This window comes from Microbacterium sp., assembly GCF_036277215.1.
Taxonomy (GTDB): Bacteria; Actinomycetota; Actinomycetes; order Actinomycetales; family Microbacteriaceae; genus Microbacterium.
Window position 1 is genome coordinate 1 of record NZ_DASUNI010000208.1, and the last position, 11,254, is coordinate 11,254.

An 11,254-nucleotide genomic window follows, 5' to 3' on the forward strand; every position below is an offset into this window, starting at 1 on the left:
CCCAGGTCGACGTCCTGATGGCTGCCCAGGTAGGCGTCGATGACGGCCTTCTCATGCATGACGGTCTCGGGCGGACCTTCGGCCACCACGCGTCCCTCGGCCATGACCACGACCCAGTCGGCGATGTGGCGCACCATGTGCATGTCGTGCTCGACGAACAGCACGGTCATGCCGAGGTCCTTCAGGTCGAGGATGTGATCCAGGAGCGACTCGGTCAGCGCCGGATTCACACCTGCCATGGGCTCGTCGAGCATCACCAGAGTCGGATCGCTCATCAGCGCGCGCGCCATCTCGAGCAGCTTGCGCTGACCGCCGGACAGGCTGGCGGCGTAGTCCTCGGCCTTGGCGTCGAGCTTGAAGCGCTCGAGCAGCCCGCGCGCCTTCTCTTCGATCTCGTCGTCCTGTTTGCGCCAGATCGCCGGGATCAGGCTCGCGAAGATGCTCTCGCCCTTCTGCGAGGTCGCACCGAGCTTCATGTTCTCGAGCACGGTGAGCAGCGACAGCGCCTTGGTCAGCTGGAACGTGCGGACCTGGCCCATCCGGGCGACCTTGAACGACGGGATGCCGGACAGGTTCCTGCCGTCGAAGCTCCACGTGCCGGAATTGGGCTTGTCGAATCCGCACAGCAGGTTGAACAGTGTCGTCTTGCCGGCGCCGTTCGGTCCGATGAGAGCGGTGATGACGCCGCGCGGAACCTCGACGTGCTCGACGTCGACCGCCGTGAGGCCGCCGAAGCGGCGCGTCACGTTGTCGGCGACCAGGATGGGGTCGACCTTGGCGACACCGGGGACGTTCTCGCCCTTGGCCAGACCCTGCGCCTTCGGACGACGGATGCTGCCGGTGGGCGTGACCTCGACCGCCTCGGCCGAGGTGTTGTCCGGGACTTGGTTACTTGACAAAGGTCAGCTCCCTCTTGTTTCCGAGGATGCCCTGTGGACGGAAGATCACGATCAGCATCAACGCTACGCCGACCAGGATGAACCGGAGCGTTCCGGCCTGAACGGACGACAGCGGCAGGATGCCGGAGTTCGCCATCGCGGGGAGCACATTTCCCAGGAAACCCATGATGACCCAGAAGATCACCGAGCCCAGGACCGGGCCGAAGACCGTCGCGGCGCCGCCGAGCAGCAGGATCGTCCAGATGAAGAACGTGAGCGACGTCGTGTAGGTCGCCGGGATGACGGCCGACGGCAGGGCGAAGACGACGCCGCCGAGCGCGCCGAACACACCACCGATGATGAGCGCCTGCATCTTGTACGCGAACACGTTCTTGCCGAGCGAGCGGACCGCGTCCTCGTCCTCGCGGATGCCCTTGAGCACGCGACCCCAGGGGCTGCGCATGATCGCCCAGACGATGTACACCGCGATCCCGAGCAGGATGATGCCGAACACGCGCACCCAGAGCTGGTCGGCGGTCCACTGCCACGGGCCGAAGCCGTACGTGCCGTCCGGGAACGGGTTGGCCCCGCGGAACCCGGCGTGGTAGCCGCCGAGACCGTCTGCGGAGTTGGTCCACTCGTCGAACAGCTGCGTCGTGAGGAACAGGCGCACGATCTCGGCCGCCGCGATGGTGACGATGGCGAGATAGTCGGCTCGAAGGCGCAGCGTCGGTATGCCGAGGATGAAGGCGAACCCGACAGCGGCGACGCAGCCGACGAGGATGCCGACCCACCAGGGCAGGCCGAAGCTCAGGATCGAGATCGCGTAGCCGTAGGCGCCGAGGGCCATGAAGCCCGCCATGCCGAAGTTCAGCAGACCGCCGTACCCGAACTGCACCGCGAGTCCCACCGCCGCGAGGGCGTACGCGATGGTCTCCGGGCTGAAAACCCAATAGGCCGTGTTGTTGAGAATCGATCCCCAGTCCATGTCGCCCCCTAACCGAGTCTCTCTTTGCGACCCAGGATTCCCTGAGGTCTGACGAGCAGGATGATGATCAGCACCGCGAGGGCGCCGACGTACTTCATGTCGGGCGGAATCCAGAGGGTCGAGATCTCGACCAGGATGCCGACGATGATCGAGCCGAGGAGGGCCCCGAACGCGGTTCCGAGGCCACCGAGCGTGACCGCCGCGAAGATCAGAAGGAGCACGCCGGAGCCCATGTCCCACTTGATGCCGGGGCGGAAGTAGGCCCACAGCACACCGGCGATCGCGGCGAGCGCGGTGGAGAGCACCCACACGATCCGGATGACCCGGTCGACGTTGATGCCGGATGCCGCGGCCAGGCCGGGGTTGTCGGAGATCGCCCGCGTGGCCTTGCCGATGCGGGTGTAGAGCAGCCAGTACGCGGTGGCGCCGATGAGCACGATGCTGATGCCCATCGAGACGACGTCCAGCAGCGACAGCGAGATCGGACCGAACTTGATGTCTCGCGCGCCGCCCGCTCCGGGGAGCTGGTACGTGCTGCCGCCGATGAAGAACTGGAACGTGTACCGGGCGGCGAGGGAGAGGCCGATGCTCACGATCATGAGCTGGACGAGGCCGAGGCCCTTTCGCCGCAGAGGTTTCCACAGGCCGGCATCGAGCACCCAGCCGAGCACCGCTCCCAGGAGGATCACGATCGGGATCACGATCCACATCGGCCACGCGAACCACACGCCGAACACCAGCGCGACCACCGCGCCGAAGGTCAGGATCTCGGCGTGCGCGAAGTTCGTGAGGCCCGTCGTGCCGAAGATCAGCGACACGCCGATCGAGGCCAGGGCGAGCAGCAGACCGAAGTTCAGGCCGTTGCTCAGCCGTTCGACCACCTGGTCGAGGAAGCTCGTCTGCGTGCGCTCACCGGGTGCCAGGAAGCTGTTCACGATCACCGAGCCGGTGAGGCCGAACTCGACCTCCTTGGGGTTGTCCTCGACGATCACGCCCTCGGGAAGCGTCGACTCGTCGACCTCGAGGGTGTAGGTGTCCTTCTCCGGCAGGTACAGACGCCAGCGGCCGTCGGCGCCGGTGATCGTCTCGGCCTCGAATCCGTTGCCTTCGACGCTCACCCGGACGTCGGGGAGCGGCTCGTCCTTGTAGGTGATCACGCCCGCGAAATAGAACGCCGTCTGCTCCTGATCACCGCCCGGCTCGTCGGGGGCATCGGCGCGGGCCGTTCCCGGCGTCTGCAGTACGAGCAGCGTGGCCGCAAGGAGCGCGCCGATGGCGATGATCAGCCATCTCAGCGAGCGCCCCGCGAGCGTAGTCGTGGAACCCACGTAACCTCCAGTCCAGCGGCCACGGCTCGACGCTACGGGTCGCATCAGCCGTGACGACGACGGTACGAGCGTAATGTGTCGCCCTTGTTTCGCCTACAACACCCCGTGAATAAGTAATCGAATCGCGACTCTGCCACACGCGCGCCGAGGACGCGTACCGGCGGGGCCGCACCGGGAACAAAACGGCCCCTTCCGACGCTTAGAATCGAGTACGGCGGGCAGCCTCCCGCACCTGGCCGTCGACGTCCCAGACGCGCCGAGCGGCGCAGGAAGAGCAGCGCATGGAGCAACCCGATCCGTTCGGTTTCGTCGGACTGACCTATGACGATGTCCTCCTGCTGCCCGGGCACACCGATGTGATCCCGAGCGAGGCCGACACGTCGTCCCGCGTGACCCGCCGGATCACCGTCGCCACTCCGCTGGTCTCCAGCGCGATGGACACCGTCACCGAGGCGCGGATGGCCATCGCCGTCGCGCGCGAGGGAGGCCTCGGCATCCTGCATCGCAATCTGTCGATCCAGGAGCAGGCGTCGCAGGTCGACCGGGTCAAGCGCAGCGAATCGGGCATGATCTCCAACCCGATCACGACGACGCCGGATGCGACCGTCGACGAGGTCGAGGCGCTGTGCGCCCAGTTCCGGATCTCCGGGCTTCCGGTCATCGACGACGACGGGCAGCTCGTCGGGATCGTCACGAACCGCGACATGCGCTTCGTGTCGGGCTTCGAGCGCTCCACGACGCTCGTCAAGGACGTCATGACCAGCGACGGCCTGGTGACCGCGCCGGTCGGGATCGGCGCGAACGACGTCATCGCCATCTTCGCGAAGCACCGCGTCGAGAAGCTGCCCCTGATCGACGACGACGGCAAGCTCGCCGGGCTCATCACGGTGAAGGACTTCGACAAGAGCGAGAAGTACCCGCTCGCCACGAAGGACGAGCAGGGTCGCCTGCGGGTCGGAGCCGCGATCGGCTTCTTCGGGGACGCATGGCAGCGTGCCGAGGCGCTCCGCGACGCCGGCGTCGACGTCCTGGTGGTCGACACCGCCAACGGCCAGTCCGCCGGCGTCATCGACATCGTCCGCCGGCTGAAGGCCGACGCCTCGTTCGCGCACATCGACATCATCGGCGGCAACGTCGGGACCCGCGAGGGCGCGCAGGCGCTCATCGAGGCCGGAGTTGACGCCGTCAAGGTCGGCGTAGGACCGGGGTCCATCTGCACCACCCGCATCGTCGCCGGCGTCGGGGTTCCCCAGGTCACCGCCGTCTACGAGGCATCGCTCGCCGCGCGCGAGGCCGGCATCCCGGTCATCGCCGACGGCGGTCTGCAGTACTCGGGCGACATCGCCAAGGCGCTCGTCGCCGGAGCCGACACCGTGATGCTCGGCTCGCTCCTCGCCGGAACCGACGAGTCGCCGGGCGAGATCGTGTTCCAGGGCGGCAAGCAGTTCAAGCAGTACCGCGGCATGGGCTCACTCGGAGCGCTGCAGACGCGCGGCAAGAAGACCTCGTACTCGAAGGACCGCTACTTCCAGGCCGACGTGCCCAGCGACGACAAGCTCATTCCCGAGGGGATCGAGGGCCAGGTCGCATACCGCGGTCCCGTCTCGGCGGTCGCTTACCAGCTCGTCGGCGGCCTGCGGCAATCGATGTTCTACGTCGGCGCCCGCACGATCGACGAGCTCAAGTCCAAGGGGCGGTTCGTGCGCATCACCGCGGCGGGGCTGAAGGAGTCTCACCCGCACGACGTGCAGATCGTGGTCGAGGCGCCGAACTACAAGCGGTAGTCGCTACCCTGGGCGGATGATCAGGCGGACGCACCCGTCGGCGACCCTGTCGACCACCCGCACCGAGGCCTTCACCGACGGCGTCTTCGCCATCGCCGCCACGCTCCTGGTCCTGGATCTGACGACGAACACCTTCGCCACGGTGTCGTCGGACGGCGAGCTGTGGGCTGCGCTGCTCAGCGAGTGGATGCTGTTCGTGAACTTCGCGCTGAGCTTCGTGCTGCTGTGCATCATGTGGATGGTCCACGTCTCGCAGTTCGAGCACATCGCCCGCGTCGACAACGTCATGATCTGGCTCAACAACGGACGCCTCCTGCTGATCGTGCTCGTGCCGTTCAGCACCCGCATCACCACCGAGTACTCGGAGTACTACGCCGGCCGCATCATGCTGGCGGCGAACTTCTTCCTCGCCATCGTCTTCAGCTTCCTGCAGTGGCGCTGGGCGCTCGCTCATCGGGAGCAGATCCTGCCGGATCTCTCGCGGGAGGAGGCGATCGCCTACGGACGCGGCAACCTCAGCGCCCTGATCCTGTCGGGGATCGTCCTGGTGCTCTCCCCCTTCATCGGGTCGATCGCGTTCACCGTGTTCCTGCTCGACGGGTTCCTGACCCGTCGGCTGCACGGCAAGGGCGACGACTGAGCGAAGCATGTCGGCGTCGCCCGCAGGGCGGGCGGGGTAGGCCTGGGTCGGCGAGGCTGACGCGTGACGCCGCGGCCGGCCGGGCGTACCGTGGACGGCATGTGCCGGAACATCCATACTCTTCACAATTTCGAGCCGGCGGCGACCTCGGAAGAGGTGCACGCCGCCGCTCTCCAGTACGTCCGCAAGATCGCGGGCACGACGAAACCCTCCAAGGCAAATCAGGAGGCGTTCGATCGGGCCGTGCACGAGATCGCCCACATCACCGCCCACCTGCTCGAAGACCTCGTCGCGGTGACTCCGCCGAAGAACCGCGAGGAGGAGGCCGCGAAGGCCCGCGCGCGGGCGATCGCGTCCGGGCGGTACTCGGCAGCCTGAGTCGTCGGTGATCGACGGCGCGCAGACCGCGCGGTGTCAGGACCTCGCAGATCTGCACGATCTCGGTTCCAGCACGCCCGCTGCATCCGAAGTGCGGCAGTTCTCCGAAGTCGTGCCGGACCGCCTGCCGCGAGGAGCCGATCGCTGAGATAGTCTGGTCGGCTCGCGACTCGCGGGTCGGCGATCGCCGAACGGATGCCGCGACCCGCGGCTGCATGCAGGATCGGGCATGGGCTACATCGACATCAGCGCAGTCTCGTACGGCCTCCCCGACGGCAGGCCGCTACTGGACGAGGTCTCGTTCCGTGTCGGCGAGGGATCGACGACCGCGCTGATCGGCGCGAACGGCGCGGGCAAGACGACGCTGCTGCGCATCGTCCGCGGCGACGAGCCCGCGCACGCCGGAGCGGTGTCGATCGGGGGAAGCCTCGGCGTCATGGACCAGTTCGTCGGTCACGGCCGAGCGGCCTCGACGGTGCACGACCTGCTGATCGAGGTCGCGCCCCGCCGCATCCGGGAGGCGGCCCTCGAACTGGAGGCGGCCGAGACGGCCATCATCGAGAACGACCATCTCGAGGCGCAGCTGCGCTACGCGACGGCGCTCGCCGACTACGCGGATTCCGGAGGCTACGAGCACGAGACGGTCTGGGACCAGTGCACCGTCGCCGCGCTCGGGGTGCCGTTCGAGCGGGCGCGGTTCCGGGACCTCGCCTCCCTCTCGGGCGGCGAGCAGAAGCGCCTCGTGCTCGAGGCGCTGCTGCGCGGCCCCGACGACGTCCTCCTGCTGGACGAGCCCGACAACTACCTCGACGTCCCCGGCAAGCGGTGGCTCGAACAGCAGCTGAAGGCGACGCCCAAGACGGTGCTGCTCGTCTCACACGACCGCGAGCTCCTCGCGCGCGGAGCGGATCGCATCGTGACGCTCGAGACGGGCGCCGCCGGCAGCACGGCATGGGTGCACGGCGGCAGCTTCGAGACGTACCACGCGGCACGCGCCGACCGGATGGACCGGCTCGACGAGCTGCGCCGGCGCTGGGACGAGCAGCACGCCAAGATCAAAGCCCTCGTTGCAGCCCTGAAGGTGAAGGCCACCGCCAGCGACGAGTTCGCGTCGCGCTACCGGGCAGCCCAGACCCGCCTCGCCAAGTTCGAGGAGGCCGGTCCACCGCAGGAGCGGCCGCCGGAACAGGATCTGCAGCTGCGCCTGCGGGGCGCTCGCACGGGCAAGCGCGCTGTCGTCGCGGAGCGGCTCGAACTGAAAGGGCTGATGAAGCCCTTCGATCTCGAGGTGTGGTTCGGCGACCGCGTCGCGGTGCTCGGATCCAACGGGTCGGGCAAATCGCATTTCCTGCGGCTGCTCGCGCGCGGCGGCACGGATCCCGATGCGCGGCTCGGCCACGTCACCTCGGCGGGCGCGACCCTCGAGCCGGTCCCGCACGCGGGGCGCGGCATCCTGGGTGCACGTGTCGTTCCGGGCTGGTTCGCCCAGACCCACAGGCATCCGGAGTTCGTCGGCCGCACCCTGCTGGAGCTGCTGCACCGCGGCGATGAGAACCGCCCGGGGATGCCGAGGGATGCCGCCAGCTCCGCCCTCGATCGATACGGGCTGGTCGGTCAGGCCCTGCAGACTTTCGAGACCCTGTCGGGCGGGCAGCAGGCCAGGTTCCAGATCCTGCTGCTGGAGCTCTCGGGCACGACGCTGCTGCTGCTGGACGAACCCACCGACAACCTCGACCTGGCCTCTGCCGAAGCGCTCGAGCTGGCGCTCGCCCGCTTCGAGGGGACGGTTCTGGCCGTCACGCACGACCGTTGGTTCGCGCGATCCTTCGATCGCTTCCTCGTGTTCGGAGCCGACGGCGCGGTCTACGAGTCCGACGAGCCGGTCTGGGACGAGGGGCGCGTGGCGCGCGCACGGTAGCTGGCGCGCGCCGGCGCCCGTCCGAGGGGTGGCTGAAGACGCGGATGCCGCGGCCGGGCGTCAGCGCAGGCGGAACGCCTCGGCAGCCCTGGCTGCGGGATCGAGCGCGAGGTCGGCCAGCACCGCCCCGACTCCGGGCGCGAACTTGAAGCCCTGGCCCGAGAAGCCCGCGCCGATCACGATCCGCCCGACGCGATCGAGCACGAATGCCTCGTCAGGGGTGGAGGTGTAGGTGCAGCTGATCGGTGCGGCGGTCTCGGCGTCCAGCCCCGGCATCCATTCGCGCACATACTCCGCGAGCACGTCCGCCAGCTTGTCGGTGCGGAACGGCCGGGCGTCCGGGTCGACCACGTCGCCGACCGTGTGGAATCCCACCTTGACACCCTCGCCAGGCGTCGGCATGCCGTACACGTTCGCCGGCCATCCTCCAGGGGTGACGAAGTGGTTGAACGACGGCCACGGGGCGTCGGGATCGCGCGGGGCGAAGTGGGCGGGGCTCTCTTCGGTCACCCGCAGCGGTGGAAGAGTGATGCCGCTCAGCAGAGCGCCCGTCCAGGCGCCGACCGTGACCACCACCGTATCGGCGCGCACCGTGCCCTCGGCGGTGTGGACCGATACGCCGTCGGCGTCCTGCTCGAAGTGCGTGACCGGCGTCTGCCAGCGGACGTCACCGCCCGCCGCGACGATGCGCTGCTCCAGCTCTTCGAGGGCGGCGGATGCTCGGACGACACCGGCATCCGGTGAGTGCAGCACGGTGTCCTCGAACCTCATGCCCGGCCAGCGGCCGGACGCCTCTGCGCCATCGAGCAGGTCGGCGGGAATGCCGCGGTCTCGCAACTGGGCATGGATGGCGACCAGACCGGCCCCGGTGCCGCCGAGTGCCGCCCCGCCGCCGTGCGAGACGAGACCGTGCAGCCGCAGCAGGGGCTCGCCGCCGGGCGTGCCGAGCGCGTCCCACCCTTCGCGAGCCCGTGCGAGCAGATCGAGGTAGTGCTCGTCGGCGTACGCGTTGTTGAAGTTGCGGGTCTCACCGTGCGAGGCGCCGCGGGTGTGGCCGCGTGGGAACCGCTCGAGCACCACCGGGCGCTCGCCGTGCCGGGCCAGCGCCCAGGCGGTCGACAGGCCCATCACGCCGCCGCCGATCACCACGAAAGGCACGCGTTCGCTCATCCTTCGATCTTCGCAGGACACGCCTCCCGCTCGCCTGTCACGATCGGCGCTTCGCGCCGAAGGCTTGTGCCAGGCGAGCGGTCCGGGCGTCAGGCGCGGACGAGCTCGGGTTCGCCGGATGCCTCGTCCGCGGCATCCGGAATGGAGGCGGGCTCCGCGACGGTGGACGAGCGCCCCGCCGGCAGCCAGAGAGCTGCGACCATCGCCGCGAACAGCACCGCCGCGCCGGTGAAGACGGCAGGACGGGCCGCGTCCACGTACAGATCGGGGGTCAGCTGGCCGCCTGCCCCCACGAAGATCGCGGTCATGACGGCCGTCCCGAGCGCGATGCCGATCTCGCGGACGGTCGAGTTGACGCCCGAGGCCTTCGCGTGATCGATCATGCCGAGCGTGGCCAGCAGGGCCGTGGCGGACGGAGCGAACACGAGCCCCATGCCGACGCCGGCGAGGATGAACGGCACCACGAGCTCGGCGTACGGAACATCGGTCGACAGGGTGGTCGACAGCCACAGGAGCGCCACCGCCTGCAGCCCGAGGCCGGTGACCATGAGCACCCGCGTGCCCACGCGTGGTGCGATGAAACCGGCGAGCGGGGCGACGAACATCGGCGCGAGCGTCCATGGCGTGGTCTGGACCGCCGCCTCGAGCGGGGTCGATCCCTGCACCACCTGCATGTACTGGATCAGGATGAACACGGCCCCGAAGGTGCCGAAGCTGAACGCGAACCCGACGATGTTGGTCACCGAGAACGAGCGGTCGCCGAACAGCCGCAGCGGCACCAGCGGCGCGTTGGCTCGCGCCTGCCACAGCAGGAACACGACGAGCAGGACGACGCCGCCGACGATCTCGGCGATCACGCCGGCCGAGCCCCAGCCGTCGTCGTTGCCCCGGACGATCGCGTGAACCAGCGCGAGCACGCCGGCTCCGGCCAGGACCGCGCCGAAGACATCGATCCGAGCACGTCGGCCGAAGTCGTTGTTCAGCGCGAAGAACGCCAGCGGAATCGCGATCAGGGCGACAGGGACGTTGAGCCAGAAGATCGCCTGCCAGTTCCAGCCTTCCATGACGGCTCCTCCGACCAGCGGCCCCACGGCGACGCCGAGACCCGAGACGCCGCCCCAGATGCCGATGGCGAGCGGCCGGCGCTCTGGGGCGACTCCGCCCGAGATGAGCGCGAGAGAGAGCGGCAGGACTCCCGCGCCGCCGAAGCCCTGCAGCGCCCGCGCCGCGATCAGCTGGCCGGGATCGGTGCTGAGAGCGGCCAGAACGGAGCCGATGCCGAAGATCGCGATGCCGATCACGAACACGGTCCGTCGGCCGAAGCGATCGCCGAGGGCCGAGGCCACGAGGATCATGCTCGCGAACGAGAGCGTGTACGCGTTGACGAACCACTGCAGCTCCTCGACCGAGGCGCCGAGACGGTCGTGCAGCACGGGGAGGGCGTTGGTCATGACGAGGTTGTCGAGCGTCGCCATGAACATGGGCAGGGATGCCGCGGCGATCACGAGTCCGAAGGCCCGGCGTCGCGTCGTGGGAGGTGAGGCGAGAGTCACAGCGGACTCCTTTCGCAGGATAGTTGTAATCGGATGATTACTAGCTGGTGGTCACTGTAGTAATCGACTGATAACATGTCAACCGTGAAGTCGAATCAGGCAGGGATCGCGGATGCCGGCCGTCGGATGAGCTCCGACGAGCGGCGCGAGCAGATCGTGGAAGCGGCCATCGCAGTCTTCGGCGCGAAGGGCTACGTCGGTACCACCACCGACGACGTGGCGCGCGCGGCATCCGTCTCCCAGCCGTACGTCGTGCGCCTGTTCGGCACCAAGGAGAACCTCTTCCTCGCCGCGCTCGACAGCGCGCTCGAGCGATTGCTCGCCGCCTTCCGCAGCGCGCCGGACGGCGACGATCTGCACGATCGGGGCGAACTCATGGGACAGGCGTACCTGGGCCTGCTCGAGGTGCGCGGCCTGCACCAGATCCTCTCGCACGCGTTCCTGCTCGGCGCGCACCCGGTGATCGGGCCTGCGGCCCGCGCAGGGTTCGCCCGCGTCTGGCACTTCCTGCGCGACGACGCGGGCTACACCTCCGAGGAGGCGCAGAAGTTCCTCGCGATGGGGATGCTCATCAACACGATGGTGGGCCTGCGCATGACCGGGGAGTACGGCAAGGA

General features: G+C 68.6%; 10 protein-coding genes. 5 read left to right on the plus strand and 5 right to left on the minus strand.

All coding sequences use genetic code 11. The annotated features are described in order from the left end of the window. The 3 genes from VFX99_RS10625 to VFX99_RS10635 all read right to left on the minus strand — a co-directional run. Positions 1 to 833, minus strand: an 833-nt coding sequence (locus tag VFX99_RS10625; RefSeq protein ID WP_329666276.1) for an ABC transporter ATP-binding protein, incomplete at its 3' end; no start/stop codon positions are given. 55 nt (positions 834 to 888) lie between these two features. After that, a complete protein-coding gene (locus VFX99_RS10630) occupies positions 889 to 1,866 on the minus strand; it encodes a branched-chain amino acid ABC transporter permease (RefSeq protein ID WP_329666267.1) in 978 nt (325 codons plus the stop codon). A gap of 8 nt (positions 1,867 to 1,874) precedes the next feature. Continuing rightward, the gene (locus tag VFX99_RS10635; RefSeq protein WP_329666268.1) at positions 1,875 to 3,194 is read right to left on the minus strand and encodes a branched-chain amino acid ABC transporter permease; all 1,320 of its coding nucleotides are present in this window, start codon (positions 3,192 to 3,194) and stop codon (positions 1,875 to 1,877) included. A 281-nt stretch (positions 3,195 to 3,475) separates the two neighbouring features. On the opposite strand from VFX99_RS10635, the gene guaB reads away from it, so the two are divergent. From guaB to VFX99_RS10655, 4 genes are all read left to right on the plus strand, one after another. Then, positions 3,476 to 4,978, plus strand: a complete 1,503-nt coding sequence (guaB, locus tag VFX99_RS10640; RefSeq protein WP_329666269.1) for an IMP dehydrogenase — start codon at positions 3,476 to 3,478, stop codon at positions 4,976 to 4,978. Positions 4,979 to 4,994: 16 nt separating this feature from the next. After that, complete coding sequence (locus tag VFX99_RS10645) at positions 4,995 to 5,618, plus strand: TMEM175 family protein (protein WP_329666270.1); 624 nt, start codon at positions 4,995 to 4,997, stop codon at positions 5,616 to 5,618. A gap of 99 nt (positions 5,619 to 5,717) precedes the next feature. Beyond that, positions 5,718 to 5,996 (plus strand): DUF2277 domain-containing protein, encoded by a 279-nt coding sequence (locus VFX99_RS10650; RefSeq protein WP_329666271.1) that lies wholly within the window; start codon positions 5,718 to 5,720, stop codon positions 5,994 to 5,996. A gap of 229 nt (positions 5,997 to 6,225) precedes the next feature. Then, positions 6,226 to 7,914, plus strand: coding sequence for an ABC-F family ATP-binding cassette domain-containing protein (locus VFX99_RS10655; RefSeq protein ID WP_329666272.1), 1,689 nt, complete (start codon positions 6,226 to 6,228; stop codon positions 7,912 to 7,914). Between the two features lie 60 nt (positions 7,915 to 7,974). On the opposite strand, the gene VFX99_RS10660 is transcribed toward VFX99_RS10655, so the two are convergent. Continuing rightward, entirely contained in the window at positions 7,975 to 9,084 is a 1,110-nt protein-coding gene (locus VFX99_RS10660; protein WP_329666273.1) for an FAD-dependent oxidoreductase, read from the minus strand. 89 nt (positions 9,085 to 9,173) lie between these two features. Further along, positions 9,174 to 10,637: an MFS transporter gene (locus tag VFX99_RS10665; RefSeq protein WP_329666274.1), complete on the minus strand. Its 1,464-nt coding sequence runs from the start codon at positions 10,635 to 10,637 to the stop codon at positions 9,174 to 9,176. Between the two features lie 75 nt (positions 10,638 to 10,712). Between VFX99_RS10665 and VFX99_RS10670 the strand changes: the two genes are divergently transcribed. Further along, positions 10,713 to 11,254: TetR/AcrR family transcriptional regulator (locus tag VFX99_RS10670; RefSeq protein ID WP_329666275.1), on the plus strand; the 542-nt coding region annotated here is incomplete at its 3' end.

Coding starts and splice junctions, on each gene's coding strand:
- VFX99_RS10650 (WP_329666271.1), top strand. CDS start 5,718: ATGTGCCGGAACATCCATACTCTTCACAATTTCGAGCCGGCGGCGACC.
- VFX99_RS10645 (WP_329666270.1), top strand. CDS start 4,995: ATGATCAGGCGGACGCACCCGTCGGCGACCCTGTCGACCACCCGCACC.
- VFX99_RS10660 (WP_329666273.1), bottom strand. CDS start 9,084: ATGAGCGAACGCGTGCCTTTCGTGGTGATCGGCGGCGGCGTGATGGGC.
- guaB (WP_329666269.1), top strand. CDS start 3,476: ATGGAGCAACCCGATCCGTTCGGTTTCGTCGGACTGACCTATGACGAT.
- VFX99_RS10655 (WP_329666272.1), top strand. CDS start 6,226: ATGGGCTACATCGACATCAGCGCAGTCTCGTACGGCCTCCCCGACGGC.
- VFX99_RS10630 (WP_329666267.1), bottom strand. CDS start 1,866: ATGGACTGGGGATCGATTCTCAACAACACGGCCTATTGGGTTTTCAGC.